Source organism: endosymbiont GvMRE of Glomus versiforme (assembly GCF_003546845.1).
The window spans coordinates 242,320-260,277 of sequence record NZ_NWVA01000002.1; the positions used below are offsets into that span (position 1 = coordinate 242,320).

17 protein-coding genes and 2 tRNA genes are annotated in these 17,958 nt (G+C 30.4%); 9 read left to right on the forward strand and 10 right to left on the reverse strand.

Annotated elements, in window-relative coordinates; all coding sequences use genetic code 4:
* Nucleotides 1-29: 29 nt before the first annotated feature.
* The gene (locus GvMRE_RS04830; protein WP_147410138.1) at nucleotides 30-488 is read left to right on the forward strand and encodes a hypothetical protein; all 459 of its coding nucleotides are present in this window, start codon (nucleotides 30-32) and stop codon (nucleotides 486-488) included.
* A 119-nt stretch (nucleotides 489-607) separates the two neighbouring features.
* On the opposite strand, the gene GvMRE_RS04835 is transcribed toward GvMRE_RS04830, so the two are convergent.
* The 5 genes from GvMRE_RS04835 to GvMRE_RS04855 form a co-directional block, all read right to left on the reverse strand.
* Nucleotides 608-1,027 carry a M23 family metallopeptidase gene (locus GvMRE_RS04835; RefSeq protein ID WP_172575266.1) on the reverse strand — a complete coding sequence of 140 codons (420 nt, stop codon included), beginning with the start codon at nucleotides 1,025-1,027 and terminating at the stop codon, nucleotides 608-610.
* Between the two features lie 208 nt (nucleotides 1,028-1,235).
* Complete coding sequence (mnmG, locus tag GvMRE_RS04840; protein ID WP_147410140.1) at nucleotides 1,236-3,173, reverse strand: tRNA uridine-5-carboxymethylaminomethyl(34) synthesis enzyme MnmG; 1,938 nt, start codon at nucleotides 3,171-3,173, stop codon at nucleotides 1,236-1,238.
* An 86-nt stretch (nucleotides 3,174-3,259) separates the two neighbouring features.
* Nucleotides 3,260-3,772: a hypothetical protein gene (locus tag GvMRE_RS04845; RefSeq protein ID WP_147410141.1), complete on the reverse strand. Its 513-nt coding sequence runs from the start codon at nucleotides 3,770-3,772 to the stop codon at nucleotides 3,260-3,262.
* Nucleotides 3,773-3,781: 9 nt separating this feature from the next.
* Nucleotides 3,782-4,912, reverse strand: coding sequence for a hypothetical protein (locus tag GvMRE_RS04850; RefSeq protein ID WP_147410142.1), 1,131 nt, complete (start codon nucleotides 4,910-4,912; stop codon nucleotides 3,782-3,784).
* Nucleotides 4,913-4,944: 32 nt separating this feature from the next.
* Nucleotides 4,945-5,631, reverse strand: coding sequence for an RluA family pseudouridine synthase (locus GvMRE_RS04855; RefSeq protein WP_147410143.1), 687 nt, complete (start codon nucleotides 5,629-5,631; stop codon nucleotides 4,945-4,947).
* Nucleotides 5,632-5,678: 47 nt separating this feature from the next.
* Between GvMRE_RS04855 and GvMRE_RS04860 the strand changes: the two genes are divergently transcribed.
* On the forward strand, nucleotides 5,679-6,002 hold the full coding sequence (locus tag GvMRE_RS04860) for a 30S ribosomal protein S10 (RefSeq protein ID WP_147410144.1): 324 nt from the start codon (nucleotides 5,679-5,681) through the stop codon (nucleotides 6,000-6,002).
* On the opposite strand, the gene GvMRE_RS04865 is transcribed toward GvMRE_RS04860, so the two are convergent.
* Nucleotides 5,999-6,187: a large ribosomal subunit protein bL28 gene (locus GvMRE_RS04865; RefSeq protein ID WP_147410145.1), complete on the reverse strand. Its 189-nt coding sequence runs from the start codon at nucleotides 6,185-6,187 to the stop codon at nucleotides 5,999-6,001. The genes GvMRE_RS04860 and GvMRE_RS04865 overlap by 4 nt on opposite strands.
* Nucleotides 6,188-6,207: 20 nt before the next feature.
* Here GvMRE_RS04865 and GvMRE_RS04870 point away from each other — a divergent pair, with 20 nt between their 5' ends.
* Together GvMRE_RS04870 and GvMRE_RS04875 are read left to right on the forward strand one after the other, a co-directional pair.
* On the forward strand, nucleotides 6,208-7,473 hold the full coding sequence (locus tag GvMRE_RS04870) for a hypothetical protein (RefSeq protein ID WP_147410146.1): 1,266 nt from the start codon (nucleotides 6,208-6,210) through the stop codon (nucleotides 7,471-7,473).
* On the forward strand, nucleotides 7,473-9,110 hold the full coding sequence (locus GvMRE_RS04875) for an Rnase Y domain-containing protein (RefSeq protein ID WP_147410147.1): 1,638 nt from the start codon (nucleotides 7,473-7,475) through the stop codon (nucleotides 9,108-9,110). The genes GvMRE_RS04870 and GvMRE_RS04875 overlap by 1 nt, the downstream gene beginning before the upstream one ends.
* 462 nt (nucleotides 9,111-9,572) lie before the next feature.
* On the opposite strand, the gene GvMRE_RS04880 is transcribed toward GvMRE_RS04875, so the two are convergent.
* Together GvMRE_RS04880 and GvMRE_RS04885 are read right to left on the reverse strand one after the other, a co-directional pair.
* Nucleotides 9,573-9,648: transfer RNA gene (locus GvMRE_RS04880), tRNA-Arg, on the reverse strand.
* A gap of 109 nt (nucleotides 9,649-9,757) precedes the next feature.
* Nucleotides 9,758-10,309, reverse strand: coding sequence for a hypothetical protein (locus GvMRE_RS04885; protein ID WP_147410148.1), 552 nt, complete (start codon nucleotides 10,307-10,309; stop codon nucleotides 9,758-9,760).
* 30 nt (nucleotides 10,310-10,339) lie between these two features.
* Between GvMRE_RS04885 and GvMRE_RS04890 the strand changes: the two genes are divergently transcribed.
* The 5 genes from GvMRE_RS04890 to GvMRE_RS04910 all read left to right on the forward strand — a co-directional run bounded on the left by GvMRE_RS04890 (nucleotide 10,340) and on the right by GvMRE_RS04910 (nucleotide 16,370).
* Nucleotides 10,340-10,425, forward strand: a tRNA-Ser gene (locus tag GvMRE_RS04890).
* Nucleotides 10,426-10,563: 138 nt separating this feature from the next.
* Complete coding sequence (locus GvMRE_RS04895) at nucleotides 10,564-11,649, forward strand: PCRF domain-containing protein (protein WP_147410149.1); 1,086 nt, start codon at nucleotides 10,564-10,566, stop codon at nucleotides 11,647-11,649.
* Between the two features lie 323 nt (nucleotides 11,650-11,972).
* Nucleotides 11,973-12,332 (forward strand): GmrSD restriction endonuclease domain-containing protein, encoded by a 360-nt coding sequence (locus tag GvMRE_RS04900; protein ID WP_147410150.1) that lies wholly within the window; start codon nucleotides 11,973-11,975, stop codon nucleotides 12,330-12,332.
* A 297-nt stretch (nucleotides 12,333-12,629) separates the two neighbouring features.
* Nucleotides 12,630-13,721: a helix-hairpin-helix domain-containing protein gene (locus GvMRE_RS04905; RefSeq protein WP_147410151.1), complete on the forward strand. Its 1,092-nt coding sequence runs from the start codon at nucleotides 12,630-12,632 to the stop codon at nucleotides 13,719-13,721.
* 642 nt (nucleotides 13,722-14,363) lie between these two features.
* Nucleotides 14,364-16,370, forward strand: coding sequence for a PHP domain-containing protein (locus tag GvMRE_RS04910; RefSeq protein ID WP_172575267.1), 2,007 nt, complete (start codon nucleotides 14,364-14,366; stop codon nucleotides 16,368-16,370).
* 107 nt (nucleotides 16,371-16,477) lie between these two features.
* Here GvMRE_RS04910 and GvMRE_RS04915 read toward each other — a convergent pair whose 3' ends face one another.
* Together GvMRE_RS04915 and GvMRE_RS13550 are read right to left on the reverse strand one after the other, a co-directional pair.
* Nucleotides 16,478-17,770 (reverse strand): GTP-binding protein, encoded by a 1,293-nt coding sequence (locus GvMRE_RS04915; protein WP_147410153.1) that lies wholly within the window; start codon nucleotides 17,768-17,770, stop codon nucleotides 16,478-16,480.
* Nucleotides 17,698-17,937, reverse strand: coding sequence for a hypothetical protein (locus GvMRE_RS13550; RefSeq protein WP_172575268.1), 240 nt, complete (start codon nucleotides 17,935-17,937; stop codon nucleotides 17,698-17,700). The genes GvMRE_RS04915 and GvMRE_RS13550 overlap by 73 nt, the downstream gene beginning before the upstream one ends.
* Between the last annotated feature and the right edge of the window lie 21 nt (nucleotides 17,938-17,958).

Consider the following 17,958-nt stretch of genomic DNA (forward strand, 5'->3'; position numbering starts at 1 on the left):
ATTAAGTTTCAAGTAAAAAAGTATATATAATGATTATAAGCATTAATCCTAGTGGCACCGGTACCACTGCCTGTTTTTTATTTTCTGACTGAAATAAATATGAATTTCGTAGTTTTACTGATAAAGACTGATTAAACCATGCCGAATTCATTCAAAAGTTAATCAAAAAAGAAAAGCCAGAAGTAATTATTTATGAAAATGTTAGTTTTCTTAAATTTGCTAATTATCATTTTAAAAATCTTTTAAAAGTAATTGCTATAATCGAGTTGGTTTGCCATGAAAAACAAATTAATCGCCAAGCAATTGTGGATAAATATACTAAATGAGTAGAAGTAAAAATTAAGCAAAAGAAAATACCAGGTCTCGAATACGAAAAAAGAAAATATTACTTTCAAGACAAATTACTTACTCATGATGAAAAAAACACTCTTTTATGCTTTTATATTTATTGAACTAAAATGGTTAAAAAAAATTGGTTATCAGCGTAATAATTAATCCAAAGAGTAAAATAAATGAAAGACTAAAAGTAGCAATTATTCAATAGTTTTTATTTTTTGTTAGTTGGTTTTTTGGCATAAGACCGAACGAAACAGATTAAAAACTTTTGCTAATACTGCCCAAATCTTTTAATCTTGGTTTTTTCTTCCCAAGGATTACGATATTGTAGACTAGCAAAATAATTTCCCAAAGGAGGTCATTTGCTTATTTTACTTAAAAGATGAGGTTGTCAAGGTATCATTACTATGATGCTAGAAATTTGCTTTTCATTAATAATCAAAAAAAGAACAGTCCCCTGTTTAACTTTTTGCTTTTCTCTAACCAAACAATGAATTGCTTTATAAACTGAAGTAAGTTTAGTATTAAATCTAATTGTCAGAATAATCTGTAATCCATTATCATCAACCAAATGAATAGTAGCAGTATTCAGGTAAATTTTCGCAACATAACCATCTAAGGAACTGTGTACTTTGTAACTGCGAGGATAAAAAAAGCAAAAAGAGTGTCCAATTAACGAATTTTTAACCATTTTTATTGTACGGCATTTAATCGGATTTGTTAAACGAAATGGTCAACGAAATCAAGAAAAAAATCACAACTTAAGTTCTTGTCAAAAGTGGGGACGGTCCCGTTTTCATAAATGAATTAAATATTTAGTCCTTTCCATGTTTTTCTATAATAATTTTTAGAGTAGTTTTTAACTACCAAATTTAAAATTCCTTTTTAGAAAACTTCCATTAGTGCGAATTGTGTTGTTTGCAATAATAACTTAACATAAGTAAACTATCAGGGCTAACAATGTCTCTAACTTCATTTAAAGATAGTGGACGATGTGCTTTTTTTTTTAGTTTTTCTTTTTCTTTTTTTGATAAGTTGAGTTGGTCATAGTCAATGTCCGATGGTAGCCACTTGTTTTCTAATTCTTTGGTCAATTTTTTCATTTTTTCTACCTGTTGTTCCTGTCTTTTAATGTAGTACTCATATTTAATGTTGATTTCACATTCTCTTTGACCTTCCCAAGTTAATTTTTTAATTTCAGGAACTCACGGACTTAAGTCTGCCAAGGAAATTTTTCGTTGTCCTTTAATTAATAATTCATAAGCATTAATAAGTGTTATTTTTTTTAATAATTTTGCTTGATTATCAGCATAAACTTTAGGAAAATATTGACTTAATTCAGAAAAGGTGAATTTTAATTCTTGAAGTCTTTTGGCGATAATTTTTTGTAATTCCTGCTTGTGTTGAAATTCTTCTCATTGTGCTTCATCTAATAATCCTAATTCACGGGCAATTGAATAAAGGCGAGTATCGGCATTATCATGTCTTAAAAGTGAGCGATATTCAGCTCAAGAGGTTAAAAGACGATGAGGCTCGTCAATTCCTTTCACTAAATCATCAATTAAAACCCCAATATAGGCTTGTTCACGTCCTAAGATTAATGGTGGAAGATTTTTAATTTTTTGACTGGCATTAATGCCGGCAATTATACCTTGAGCGGCTGCCTCCTCGTAGCCAGTAGTGCCATTAATTTGCCCCGCAGTAAAAAAATTATTAATTAGTTCTGTTTCCAAAGTTTTTTTTAATTGGGTTGAATCTACTACATCATACTCAATTGCATAACCTCATTTTTGTACCTGGGCTTTTTCAAATCCGGGGAGAGTCATCAAAATCTTTTTTTGAACTTCTATTGGTAAAGAAGTAGAGAGTCCCTGTAGGTAGTAAGATTTTTCTTCATCAGTGTCTTCTACTTGGGATTGTGGTTCCACAAAAACTTGGTGTCTTTCCTTGTCGATAAAACGACAAACTTTATGTTCAATGCTAGGACAATGGCGCGGCGGAGTACCCATGTCTGGTTTATAAAAAATGGGTGATAAATGCGAATTATCTCGAATAATTTGGTGAGTTTTTTCGTTAGTATAAAGCAAATAACAAGGCAATTGTTTATTAAAAGGCAATAATTTTTCATTTTTGCTGTGGTAAGAAAATTTTAGAGGCAAATTATGTCCTGGTTCTAGTTTAAACTTATTACAATCAACGCTGTTTTTCAAAATCCTTGGACTAGTGCCAGTTTTGAAGCGCTTCAATTGAAAACCCAGTTCTTTTAATTGTTGGGAAATATTATTAATTACCTTTTTTTCTCCGTCTGGTCCTTCAATATGGCTCTCTTTGCCCTTATAAGTAATTGGTTGTAAATAAGTCCCAGTAGTTAAAATAACTATTTTGCTGGAAATTTTTTGCTGGTTGGTTAATTTAACACCAATAACATTATTTTTCTCAATTAGTAAACTTTCGACTGCTCCCTCTATTACTTCAAGATTTTTTTGCTGGCTTATTAAGTTTTGCATATAACGGGAATAAGCAACTTTATCTGATTGGACTCGCAAAGCTTGAATGGCTCGCAAAGTCTGAAAGGCTGGGTCTGAAGAATAATTCAAAAGTTTAAATTGCAAAGCAGTAGCATCTGCTGCTTGACCCATTACTCCTCCTAGAGCATCAATTTCTCTTACTACTATTCCTTTGGCAGACCCACCAATTGAAGGATTACAAGGCATAAAACCAATTTTTTCTTTATTTAAAGTAACCAAACAAACTTTGTTTCCTAATTTAGCACTAATGCAGGCTGCTTCAATTCCGGCATGACCACCACCAATAACAATAATATCAACATTTTTCATTATTATAATAATTTTTTATTGTTTTTTCTTTCTAAACTTAAATAGATATCAGTAAGTGCGAATAAAAAGCATGCCATAGTAGTAATTTATTCTTCTTTCTTTTCTTTTTCTTCAGTTTTTGAAGTTTCAACTTCTTTTTTATCTATTTTTTCCATAAATTTACTATGATTAGGGCAAAGCAAATTATCTTTTTTCAGCAAGTGTAATATCATTATTGTTAACATATCTAAATTACTTACTGGAATCTGCGAAATTGGCTGTTTATTTTCCTTTTCCTTAGACTTTTCTGCTTCCTCTATTTGCTGGCGAATAAAATTAAAACAACGCATTAAATAGCAACAATCAAAAACGCTTAATCTTATTTCTCCCCGGTTTATTCTTTCGCTTAATTCAGTTAAAAGTTTGGGGCTTTCCACTTTTGTTAAATTAACGAATTCTAAGTTTCCAACTAATTTTAATTTAGCATCTTTATCTTTTTCTTTACTCAATTTTTCACCACTAATTTTTTCTCATAATTCCGGATAACGTTCTTTATCGCTTTCAATGGTTCTTAATGTTTCTTCAACTGCGTGGTTGTTTACTTTGATAATTTTATTCATTGCCTATATTTATTTTTTTCGCCGAGAACGAATAATTATTACTGTTATTATGGCTAAAAAGCCAGTTATTAAAGCAGCGAAAATCACTATTTTTCAAGGAAAATCAGAAGGAGAGGAAGAAGGTTTAGATTGCTTAGAACTTATTACTATGTGCTTTTCTTGTAGATTACTATCTGGTTTGTTATTTTGTTTTTGGTCTTGATTAAACTCTTTTTGTTTCTCTTGAATGGCGTCTTCTATTAAATGTAAAAAAGTATTTAATTCCTCATTTTCAGTTCTTTTTCAGAATTCGTGTCTTTGTTTGTTAGTCAATACTTCTCAACCAGGGATTTTTCTTAATTCGGCTTTTCTTTCCAATCAACGGTCATCTTCTCCTTTTAGTTTTTCTTCATAAAATTCAAATTGAAGTTCTTCTTCAAGGGCACTTTCCTTATAATCACTAATTACCAAAGCATTACCTTCTTTTACGGAAAGTCAATCACCACTACCTAATCGAGTCCCTTCTAAAATAAATTTTTTACCAACATTTTTTCATTCAGTTAATCTTTTGGCAAAATCTCAATCTAAACCAAGCCAATGTGGATGTCAAAATATTTTATTACAAGTAATTTGCTCACCATTTATTGTAAAAGTCCGAGGAGATATATCAAAACAATATCCTTTTTTAACCGGAGTAATTTTTTCTCAAACAATTTCTAAATCAGAAATAATTCGTTCTTGTTTTATTTCTTCGTTTTCTTCTTTGCTTCTTCCATATTCTAAACTATTACAATAAACTACTAAGGTGTTTGGTCAAAGGCTGGAAAAATTAACCCTTTCTCCATTCATAAAATCTTTTTGTTTTAAGTTAAAGACCTGATTATTTTCCAAGGCATTTTTTAATAAAAATTCAATACCCATATGATTTTGGCAAAAAAAGTCAATGGTTTCAATTTTCTTCTTTTCTCCATTTAAAGAGAGTCAAAAAGGCATTACTTTTACGCGAAAAACATAATCATGTTGAGTGTTTTTTACCGGATTGCCATTACCTTTTTCTAATCAGTCATCAATTATTTTTAAACCGAGTCGCATCCCAGTGGCTTTTAAAATTTGAAGAGCATTATTTTCTGAACTTATTTGAAAAGTGAGAGAGTTTGACATAACAGTTAAATTTTAGAAGAAAAAGAAAAAAATTAGGAATATTTGTTTCAAATCTTGCTTTTTAACTCTTTAAGTTTACTCTGAAAAAAATCAGGCAATGGTGCTTGGAAAAAAAATTTTTCTTTCTTTGGACCAAAAAATTCTAAACTGTGAGCGTGTAAAAATTGACCGATTTCGGGATTAGCACAAATTTGACCATAAAGCGGGTCGTTGTAAATTGGATGATTAATCTTTTGAAAGGCTAACCGAATTTGGTGAGTTCGACCAGTTAGAGGAAAAATCTTTAAAAAAGTATAGTTATTTAATCTCTCAATGACCTGAAAAGAAATCTGGACCAATTTGCCTTGTTGAGCATTTAAATCCATCCTAATTTTTCCCTTTTTCGGAAACTTTTTCTGCTCATAAAAAGTAATTTCTCCGCTTTCATTAACTAAAACTCCTTCAACTAGTGCTAAATAAGTTTTTTGAATTTTTCTTTTTTTGAAAAGAGTGGTTAAATAATTAAAACTTTTTGAACTTTTGGCCACTAAAAGTAAACCAGTAGTCTGTCGGTCTAATCGATGAACTATTCCCCAGCGGGGAACAGAGGTAAGCAATGGTTCATATTTAACTAAAATTTCTTCTAAACTTTCTGTATAGTCCTTAGTTTTCTGAACGGATAAATTGTTTGGTTTATTAATTAATAACAAGTTTTGGTCGTGGTAAATAATGTCAAGCATGTTTTTTTTGATTTTCTGTAAAAATATAACTATAAAGATAGAAAAAAATGAGTAGTAAATTAAATATTCTAATTGAAGGATTTGATGTTCGACCAGTAGAAGTAACGACGGCTTGAATTCTCCGCAAACTTTTAGATACTAAAATAAAATTTAATGCGAAGGGTAAAGTATATTTACCAAACCAGTGAGAAACAGAAACCGTTTTGAAGTCTCCGCATAAACATAAAAAATCCCAAGAACACCTCGGCAGAATAATGCACCGCCGCTTAATCCAGGTTATAGATACTTCTTTTGCTGATTTAAACAAAATTGGCTTAAAAGGTGAGCATCCGGAAATTTCTCGGGGAGTTCAAGTACGACTAAAAGTTTAATACGAACGGAGAGAACGAAAATCTTTTACTCGTATTTTATAAGTTTTATTGCCAATTTTAAACTTTTGAATGTTCCCTCGAAACTTCCTTTTGGTAGCTATCATTGAGAAAGAACGATTGTTGCCTACCAAAGGCTTATTCTTTGCATTTAATATTTTTTTTAATTTTTCCTCTATCTTTTTCATATTTTTAATTTTAAACTATTATGAACCAAAAAAATCAATTAAACAACAACCAAAACAAACCTAAAAACACCAAAAAACGCTTTCTTATTTTAATAATTAGTGGAATTATCGCAATATTTTTATTGATAGCAATTATTCTTTTTATAAAAAAATCTAAACATAAAAACCAGCAAGAACAAACCGCCTCGGAAAATGACAAGCAACCACCAAGCGAACAAGAAATTAACCCTGAAACTAATCAACCAACGCAAGAAATATCTCCTACTGATAAAGAACAGTGTCCTTATTTAAACGAACAAAATCTAATAAATAAAAAGAGTCTTTGTGAAATGTCTCTCTGAAATGATAACCAAAAATCAAATGAGGATTTAATAAAATGAAGGCAAATTCCCCAAGAATACATAATTAAACTCTGAAAAAAAGGTTATCATTGAAATGATATTTTACAATTATGAGACTGAAACTTACCACCAGAAATTATTCCTAACTTAAAAGCCGAAAAAAGTATTGGAGTTATTAATACTTTATCTTATCTTCTTGGTATTCCTTGTTCGGTCATTGAAAAATGAAAAACTATGTCCGAAGAAGAAAAAAATGCTTGAAAGAAAAAAATGGAAAATGAAGAATTAGGAATATCAAGCAAAACAATACTTATAGCACGAAAATCTTCTACTCCAACTATTAATTTTGACAGAAAAATACACGGTGCTAGCCCTTACGGTAACACGCTAAAATATGTTGAAAAACTAGTCAAATTCGCTTTCCAACAGGAAAATATTAATTCCAACAATTACGAGATATCGGTATTGAGTTGTATCGGAGCCGAAAATTTTGGTAAAGAAGGCGACATACAATACGGAAATGTAATTGGAAAATCAATCGGAGTTGCTTATTATCTTGGTTTGTTAGGAACTATTCACCAAAAACCAATTAACCAAGCCGTAGCCGCCACCGGAGTTGTTAATTTAAAAGAAAGAAAAGGAAAAATTAACGAGCAAGAAGTTAACTTACCTGCTGGTGTCGTTCTAACAATTGCGGGTTTAAGAGGAAAAACTATTGCTGCTACTGAAAAAGGAATTAGCCGCTTGGTGCTTTCCAAATATCAATCTTCTCCTAATCTTTTGTCCCGAGAAATAAAAAATCGTGATGAAAAACGTAAAGAATGAAAAAAAGCCGAGGATTATCAGCAAGTAGTTTATCCTGAAATTAAACAAAAACTAACCGTTAATTTTGCTGAAAATACTACCGAACTACGAAAATTACTTTTAGGAGGGGGACTAAGTTAATGGATTTCGGTATTGACAAGTTTATTATTATTTTCCTAGCAGTTTTAACTTTAATTTTGTCTTTAATTTTTTGGTCTTGACAAAAAAAATTGGCTAACCAGCAAGAAAAATTAAAAAAAACTCAAATTCAACAACAAAAAAAAGAAATTAATCTCATAACTAGAGAAGAAAAACTTCGCTTAGCCCAAACTTCTCTTGCTATACAAAAGAAAAGTCTCCAAAAAGAGGAAGAAAAAACAACTAATTTAAGCGAAAAACTACTCCAAAAAGAGAAAGTAATCGCCGAACAAATTAAAAAATGCGACCAAAAAGAACAACGATTAGAAGAAAAAGAAAGAGAATTATATCAGAAAGAACAAGAAAATAGCAATCAATTAAGCCAAATTAACAAATTGCGACAAGAAGCCGAACAAAAACTTTACGAAGTTTCCCAAATGGACAAAAAAGAAGCAAAAGAAATACTTTTCTCACGTCTAAAAGAAAAAATTAAAGAGGATTTAGATAAGAAAACTCAAAAAGAAATTAAAAACAATCAAGAAAAAGTTAAAGAAGAAACCACCAAAATTATTTGTTTAGCATTAGAAAAATATAGTTCGGAATTAGTATATAGCAAAACTGTTAACCATTTAAAAGTTGATGATGGTAAAACAGTAGGACGAATTATTGGCAAAGACGGTCGTAATATCAATTTTTTTCGCAAATTAACCGGAGTAGACCTCTTATTCAATTCTGAAAATGAAGTTTCTCATCGCAAACCAAAAGAAGGCAAAAAAAAAGAAGAATGAATAATTGAAATTTCTTGTTTTAATTCTTTACGGCGAGAAATTGCCACTCACACTTTACAAAAATTAATTAACGAACAAAAATTTAGTCCGCTCCAGATGGAAGCAATTTTCCAAGAAGTAAGCCAAGAAGTTGACGAGATTATTCAACAGAGCGGAGAAGAAGTTTTACACGAGCTACAAATTAGTTCGGTTCATCCTGAATTAATTAAACATTTAGGTAAATTAAAATTTCGTACCAGTTATGGGCAAAATGTTTTAGAACACTGTCTAGAAGTTGCTAAGTTGGCTGCTGGCATTGCGGCCGAATTAGGTTTAGACATTAATTTAGCCAAAAGAGCCGGCTTATTTCACGATATTGGCAAATCTGTTGAGGATGACGGTCTTTCTCATGTCACCAGCGGGGTAATTATTGCTAAACAATGCAAAGAATCAGAGGTAGTTATTAATGCTATTGCTTCCCATCATCGGAATTTTCCAGCGGATAATCCTTACTCTTTTATTGTAATGGCAGCCGATACTCTTTCTGCTGCTCGTCCGGGTGCTCGGGGTCAGCAATTAGAAGCTTATATTGCCCGAATGGAAAGTTTGGAAAAACTAGCCAAAGAATTTTCTGAAGTAGAGAAAATTTATGCTTTTCAAGCCGGTAAAGAAATTTGAGTAATTGTTAATGCCAAAAAAGTTAGTGATTACCAACTTTTAGAAGTTTCCGAGGCTATTCAAAACAAAATTCGTGAACAAATTATTGTACCCGGAGAAATAATTATTTCTGTTTTGCGAGAAACTAAATTTACCCAAAAAATGAATACTTTGCCAGCGACTAATAAGTCAAAAAAGAAAAAAACAAAGCAATAAAAAAGAAAAATAATATTTATTTAACCACATTTGCTAAGTAATAGATAAAACAAATAAGAAATAAAACAGCATAAATGCCATAGATAAAATTCCTATAAGGTTTGTATTTTCATAATCGGTTAATTCGTTTATAATGTTGAGAAAGGAAAGAAATATGGCAAAAAGCATAAATGAGAGAAGCAAAAATTAGCCAAATTAAAATCAATAATCAATGATAAAAATTTAATTTTGAAACACTGTCATTATCGCTTATTACTAAAATCAAGATAGTAAAAAACAAAGAGAGAAAAAAGCAAAGTAGAAAGTGGAAAATAAATTCTTTGACTTGCCTTTGGTTCATAATAATTATTATTTGGAAATTTTTTCTTAAAAAGAAATTAAATAAAACTACGCCAAGGAAAATAGAGTTATTTAAAATAAACTAAATTTAATTATAAACACACTTTGCTAGTTTTTTAAAAATGGCACTCCTAGGAAGATTCGAACTCCCGACGACCCGTTTAGGAAACGAGCATTCTATCCACTGAATTATAGGAGCAATTAACTGATTTTTAAATTGTTGATAAAATAAATCAGTAAAACGTCGACAATCCTTTTCTCTTGGGTTTACATATTGTTTTTATCCATCTAGCAGTTCGTTTAAATTATTAATTTCTGTGTTTTCTTGTCAACAATCAACCAATTAATCCTCCAACACCTAATAATCCTATTCCTCCTAAACTAAGCCATAAAATTTTGTAATCTTGGGGTTTTTCATTAGACGAAAACTTACTATTAACTAAGGTGTCGTTTAATTTTTTCTCTAAATCATTTAACTTTTGCTCGTTAAAACTATTTCGATTAGTTTTTTGTAAATAACTTTTAACACTCGTAAGTTCTTGCTTATGTTGATGATTATTTAGAGAATTGGAGGATAATTCTTCTTTTGGTTTGCTATCATGGTATTCAATATTTAATTTTCCGTCCGAAGTTAGAGTAATTTGTTTGATATTTTGGCTTTTAAATCATTTAACGAAATCCTTCATAAATTCCTCATTTGTTTTTTTAGACCATCTTTCGTGACATTCAACAGAACAGAAATCTCCCCTTAGTTCTCTTTTTCATTCCTCAAAACCTCTTATTACTGTAATCTTTATTGCAGAATAACTTTTCTTTCCTAGGGGCTTATGACAATAATCACAATATCCATATTTATTCATATATTATTTTTTTTGTAAAAAATCTAATAAGGGGACTTGGCCGAGTGGTTTAAGGCGACAGTCTTGAAAACTGTTATACTTCGTATGCAAGGGTTCAAATCCCTTAGTCCCCTCCATTTACGAAATTTTTAAATATTGCTGAAATCTATGTCATTAAGGAAAAAATAGTTATTGTCTTTTCACCTAATTTTTAATTAGTCTATAAAAATAAAACCAACATTGCCTTCTCTTGAAAAATAGCAAAAATTAATAATATGAGTAATGCTGAATTAGAAAAAAAAATAATTAACTTTTTTCAGCAATTAGAACCAAAGGAAGTCACTTCTCCTCTCGATTTTTCCTTTTCCCCAAAAATCAAAAATAACCAACTTACTCCTTTTTTAAAAATTAAAAGTGATTATGATAAAATTAGTCAGGAAATTAAAGAATATCAATCCTTAAAACAAGAGACAATTGACCCTGAAAGCCAAAATATTTTAGAGCAAGAAGTAAATTTATTAGAAACAAAAAAAACTGCCCTTATCGAAAGAATTAAACAAGAATTGATTGGTCAAGAAAAAAATATCCAAAAAGTCTTGATAGAAATTCGTCCCGGAACAGGGGGGGTAGAAGCAGGATTGTTTACTAGTGATTTATATTACATGTATATTAAATTTGCCAAAAAATATAAAGGCTGGAAGGTGAAAGAAGACGAAATTGAAATTCGTGCAAATAGTTTAGGTAACTTTTCTTTTGTTTCTTTTTTTGTTGAAGGCAAGGGAGTATATAAATATTTAAAAAATGAAGCTGGGGTTCATCGTGTTCAAAGAGTTCCAGTCACCGAAAACAAAGGACGCTTGCAAACTTCCACCGCTAGTGTTGTCATTTTACCTGAAATCCAAGATATTACTGTCAGGATCAACCCCCAAGATTTAAAAATTGAAACTTGTCGTTCCAGTGGTAGTGGAGGACAACACGTTAACACTACTGATTCTGCGGTGAAGATCACACACAAACCAACGGGAATTATCGCTACTTCTCAAGCTGGTCGTAGTCAACATGACAACAAGGAAAAAGCTATGTTTGTCTTAAAAAGTCGTTTATTCGAAAAATATCGTCAAGAACAAGAAAAAGAAATTGGTAGTCTACGTTCTTCGGCTATTGGTACTTCAGAAAGAGCTGAAAGCATTCGCACTTATAATTATCCACAAAATCGTGTAACTGATGACCGTTTAAGAACGAGTTGAAATAAACTTAAACACGTTATAGAAGGAGATTTAGAAGAAATATGTCAAAAATTAATTGACTATGAAATTGAAAAAAAACTAGAGAGTTGCCAAAAATTAATTGGTAAAGAGTAAATATAAAAAAACAAAAAATGGATTTTAATAAGTTATTTTAAATTATGAAATAAAGTTGTTAAAATAAGTAAAGTTTACAAAGAAATTTTAAATCCTACGCCAGAATTCTGAGGAAAGCATTTTTATTTACCAGTTTTGGAAAGAAAAATTTTAGGAGGCTCTAAGTATTTAAAGCAATTATATCCATTAATCATCACCCTAAAAGAAAAGAGGTTAGAAAAAAACAGAAGTTATCGGACCAAGAAATTAAGTTCCTTCTAATCAAGTTTTATCTGAAATTTTTGCCCAAAGGATTCGTTCCCACAGAACTGCAGCTAGAACATATGTTTCCTAAAACTCCCGACAATGAATGATGATTAATTTCCGAATGGACGGTTTTAGATGAAGAGCAAAAAAAAGAAAAGCTTTTTTCCCTTGGAAACGCTACTCTTTTAAGTTCAGAACAAAATATTACAGTTAGCAATAAAATATGAGTATGAGAAAAGAAGAAAGAAGAGTATGGAAAAAATACTTGCTTACAACACGAAAAAAATGAGTTAAATCTGCTTGAAAAATCAGTCTTGCTCCCAAAAGATATTGACGATAGAAAAAAATGGTTAATTAAAGAGTTTAGGAAATCTGGCATACTTTTTATTGACGAAAAAAGAGAAAAAGTTCAAACAGAAGAAAAATTAGAAGACTAGGAATAAAAAAAAAAGACTTAAAAATGAGTAGTAAACAAAAAAATAATTTGTTGGCTTCTATACAGGAAAATACTAATGCTTTTTTCTATGGTGGAAGATAAAGAATAATTAGAAACTTTTAAATTAATCCAAGGAGAATTTGCTTATAAATTCACGCTGGCGTTCGTAACTAGGAAAGACATTTGCCTCTTTTTCTGCGGAAAAAATATTTGTCTAAAATTTCTTATTTTATTAGAAATCAAAAATGAAGTTAGTCATTACTAGTTGTTTTCTAATCGTAAAAAAACATTATAATTCATGGATAAAAATGACAGCAAAATTGTTTCTCCATCACTTAATGAAGAAGTAGAAAATTTTAAAAAAAATTTTCTCCACCAGTGCCAAAAAAAACTTTCCCAAGCAGAAAGTGAAAAATTATGGGGGCAAATTGTCAACAGCAGTGCCTATACTTTTAACAAATCGCATGCTGTTGCTTACAGTTATCTAAGTTATTATTTTGCTTTTCTGAAAGCTAATTATTTTTCCTCTCTAATTACCTATTTCTTCAATAATTGTGTAAATTCTTCCGAAAAAACTTTGGCTTATCTTCGAGAGGCCATTTTTTTTGGTTTTATTCCTCAAGGTCCTGATATCAACTTTTCTGAAATTCAATGAAACCAAAGGGGTAAAATTTTACAGATGGGTTTTGCTAATTTGGAAAACTTCCAGTCGGCTTTTTTTGAAGCAATAATTACTGAAAGAAAAAAAAAAGGAAAGTTTCGTGATTGGGAAGATTTTCTTCACCGCACAAGTAGTCATTGAAAAAAAATTGAGTTGACTACTTTTCAACATTGAATTGAAAATGGTCTATTTGTCAACTTGAAAATAAGCACCGGGTTCTTACTTGAAAATAGCGAAATTATTCTTCGTTATTGTCAATTAAAGCAAACTTTTCTAACCACCTCTCGATTTTTGCCAACCTTGGATTGAATTCAAATAAAGCAAGACAACCAAAAAGATTTGACCCAAAGCATGTCCCTAAACAGCGATATAAATAAGAAAGAATGGGAAACTTGAAACATCTATCTTAGTTATTTTTCATTTTGAAAAGAAAAAAAAAAAACTACGCCAATCCAATCCCTTGCAGAATTTTCTGCTAACCTTAAGAAACTAAATGGTCAAGAAACAATCCAAATTTATGCTATCGTGCAAGAACTACAAAGAAAAGGTAATTTATTTTTTTTGACTTTGTTTGACTTGCGTTCAACTTTTAAGTTATTTATTAGCACGGAATTTTACCAAAAAAACAAGGAAATTTTAGTTATTCACCAAGCAATAGTTTTTTACTTGGCAATACGAGTTGATAACTACAAAATACAAAATATTAAAGTGGTAAAAGTTGAATTGTAAATTTCTCCTAGTAAGGCTTAATAATAGAAGTTGGGAAAAGAACAAAGCAAGAAGAAAAAGATTGTTAGAAATAAACCTAAAAAAAGCCGCAGTAGTTTCTATTAGCAACTTTTATTTTCCTGTGCTTGGATACAAAAGCACAGGCATTTTTAAATGTTCCTCGAACTCGCTTTCAGTTTGACGGGTATCTTTGACCAACTAGTTTCTCTTTTCCTATTCTTCGCTATGGCTAGTTAACCATTTTTTTTGTTTTTGTGTTCTAACTAAATATTAAACTAAACGCACCTACTGGTGCTGGACTTTTCGTCCACTAGTGATGAAGGTTCATTTTCACATATTTTTTTTACCTTATATATATATTTTACACCAAAAAATTTTTTTTATATAATTTGGTTCACCAAATTTATAAATTTACTTTTTAGTTTTTTCTATAATAATGAATATGTGCGCGTGAAAGAGACAGAAAAGTTGCGGTGAATTTTTGTGTGATTTTTGACTCTGAAATGGATAAAAATTACTGATAATATTTTTTGAGTAGGTGGTGCAGAATTCCCTACAATGAATTTTCCTAATTCTTTTTAATTGTCCCAAAAGTTTCTTAAAAAGTTATTTCAAAAAATTTATGCCATGAAAAAACATTATATGGTAAATAGCAATTTTGGTTCTTTTTATGTTCCACATTTAAATGTTCAAACTAATTCTAATCTTTCTTTTTCCCTAATTAAAGTGTCTGAACTTATTGATTGAGTAATAAAAAATAATGGTGAATATTTGGCAATTGCTGACTATTATCCTTATGAATTCTTACGTTTCTATAATTTATGTAAAGAAAGAAAAATTAAACCAGTAATTGGAATTAAAGTAATTACTAAAATTGGTGAAAAACAGTGCTTAGTAACAATCTATCCCCAAAATGGCAGTGCCTATAAGGAATTAATTAAAAAACTCTTTAATGCCAGCAGTCTAGACCAAGTTTTTTTGCTTGAAGACGTGCTTTCTTGCCAAAATAATTGTCTAATAGTTTTCTCAGTTCACAATCTAAAAGACATTGTTTATTTTTCTCAACAGTCGTTTTTCTTGACTAAGGAAAAAGCAAATTCCCAAATTTATCTTGGTTTTGATTTTCATATCAAAGAACCCAAAAAAGAATTACCCGCTCATATTTTGCCCTACTTGTTACCTTTCTTTGCGGTTAAGACTCTTGCTCAAGAAGATGTCTCACTTTTAGAATCCTTGTTTAAAACTTCGCTTACTCAATCTTTCTTGTCCATAGACACTCGCCAAAAATTTATTTCTTATCTCAGTGAGAAAGATTTTTTTCCTTTTTGTACTAACGACAAGTTGTTTTACGGAATTATCCTCACTCGATTAAAAGACTTCCTTCACCGAATTGAATTGAAATTTTCTTTTAGCAGCAAGTCGGTTGTCAACAAAAATGATTTTACGGAGTTAAAATCTCGTTGTGAACAAGCACTATTTTATTTAACTAAATCTTCGCGCGAGAAATATGAAGCAAGATTAGAAGAAGAATTACAAATTATCAATAAATTAGGTTATACTCGCTATTTTCTTATTTTTAGCGATATTATCAATGATTTACGCAAGCAAAATATTATTGTTGGTCCGGGAAGAGGCAGTGCTGTTTCTTCTTTGGTCGCTTATCTTTTGGGAATTACCAAAATTGACCCTTTGGAATATAACCTTTTTTTTGAAAGATTTTTAAATGAAAAAAGAAAGTCGCCACCAGATATTGACATTGATATTGAGAATCAAAAAGAAGTAATCAATTATTTACAAAACAAATATGGTCGAAACCAAATTGCTCGGGTAGCCACTCGGCAAAAAGTAGGTTGAAAAAAAGCTTTCCAAGAAAGTGCTAAGATTATTAACTATGGAAAAAGAAGAACAATTATTGATGAGAATCAATTAAAAGAAATAATGAGTTGTGTAAAAGATGAAACTCTAAAAGAAGACTTAAAAACCAAAGCCCTACAAACCAAATTCTCTACTCTCTTTGCTTTAGCAGGAAAAATCAAAAGTTTTTATTTTAATAGTTCCCTTCATGCTTCTGGTTTTGTTATTTCGGAAAACAAAAAAAAGCCTTTAACACAATTACTCCCGCTCCAACCAGACAAGGATTGCCTAATAAGCTACTATTCAGAAAAAGAGTTAAATTTCCTCGGTCTAAAAAAATATGACTTCCTCAATTTGACTAGTTTGGGAACTTTACAGGAAATTAAAAAGATTTTGGGCGAAGAGCAATTGCCAAAGTGCAATCTTCGAGACAAAAATGCTTGAAAATTATTAAGTAATGGTTTGGTTAGCGGTATTCCCCAACTTGATACTGTTTCTTTTCGGGAATTAATTAACTACTTCCAACCACAAACTTTTGCAGATTTGGTGCTAATTTTAGCCCTTAACCGTCCCGGAGCCAGGAAAAATATCGAAATCATTCGAGAACAAAAGTTAAAAAACCAGAGAGAAACATTTTCTTCACCAGAACTTAACCAAATTCTCTCTGAAACTTATGGCTCATTAGTTTTTGAAGAACAAATTAGCCAAATTTTTACTTTTATTTTTAACTGTTCTTTTGCCGAAGGAGAAATTTATCGGCGTAATTTAACTGATATTAGCAAAAAAAGATTATAAACGTAAAAAATGCTAGATTTTTTGAATTAGAAAGAATTGGTTATATTTGGTCTAATAAAAAGGTCCAAGGACAAAGAACACAAAATAGTGTTTCTTGTATTTACACTTTATGACTTTTTAAAAACTGTTTTGATTGGTAAATGTAATAAAACAAGATTTTTCCGTAGATAATTAATTATATATCTTTGATGAGAAAAATGCAGTAATTTAGGATTATTAACAAAAAAAATGAAATAATGGGTTAATCCTGGCTGGTGTTTAACGAAGTAAATTTTTAACCTACCCCCTTTATAAGAAAAAGAGAACATATTTTCAATTGTTTCAGCAAGTTGTTTTTTGGTAAATTGTTTTTGGCCTTCTTCAAGCAAAAGGGCAAAAGTTTTCAATAAAGAATTAATTCCTTTTCCTTGGAGAGCCGAAAGAAAAATAATCGGCACATAACGCAAACTTTTTAATCTATCGTTTATTTGTTCTTGAATTTCTTTTTTTTGTTTAACTTCAATTAAATCACATTTATTAACAATAATAATTAAAGGTTTTTGATGTTTTTCGGCTAAATGGATAATTTGAAAAGTTTGTTTGGTTAAAGGTAAGGTAGCATCAATTACTACTCAAACTAAATCACTTTGTCGAAAAGTTTTTTGGTTTTCTTGGTAGATTTGTTTTTCCTGAATTAGGGATTTGCTAATTCCTGCCGTATCTGCCACAGCAAAGGACCAGTTTTGTCAGTTTCAATAATCTTTTACTGGCTCTTGGGTAGTTCCTGCTACTGAACTGACTAAGGAACGATTTTTTTGCAGCAAATAATTCAATAAAGTAGATTTTCCCGAATTCGGGGGGCCAAAAATAGTTAATTTTATTTTATTATCTTTTTCTGCCTCTGGCAAATCTGGGCTAGGAACAAGACTAATAATTTTTTCCATTAATTCCTCTAAGTTAGCAGTTTTTTGTGAAAAGGAGTAAAGATGTTTTTGTCCCAGCCGTTGAAAAAGGTAAATTTGGTATTCTTTTTGTTCTCCTAAATCAATTTTATTTAAAATTAATATTTTTGGAGCAGAAAATTGCCTTAAATACTTGTTTAACTTTTCTGTGGCTTGGTCTATTTCTTGGCTTGCGTCGATAATTCAGAGGATTAAATCACTTTCTTTAAGTAATTCCTCGTTTTGTTTTTGGACAGCTTGCTCGATTTCGGTGCATGGATGAAGAATAAAAGAAGGTGTATCGATAAGAAAATAATAATTACTTTTGTATTGGATAAGACAATCAGAATAATTAATCAAAGAACTAGTTTTTGTAGTTGGTGTTTGATTCACAGCATAATTTCTAATTAATTTTCGGTAAAAAGTAGTTTTGCCGGTTTTTTGGTAACCAAGAAGGATAATTTTTTTTGTTTTTGACATTCAAGAGGATTTATAAGTATAATGTTTTTTTGCTTATGAGATAGTAAAAGTTGCGGCTCCTTGGTAAGTTTTTCACCTGTTTTTTCTAGAACAGTTTTGCCGGCATTATATAATAAAATAGTTTTTTGTTTAAATTCTTGGTTTTTAGTCATTTTTAAGTTAAGCAAATAAAAATTTTTATAACTAAA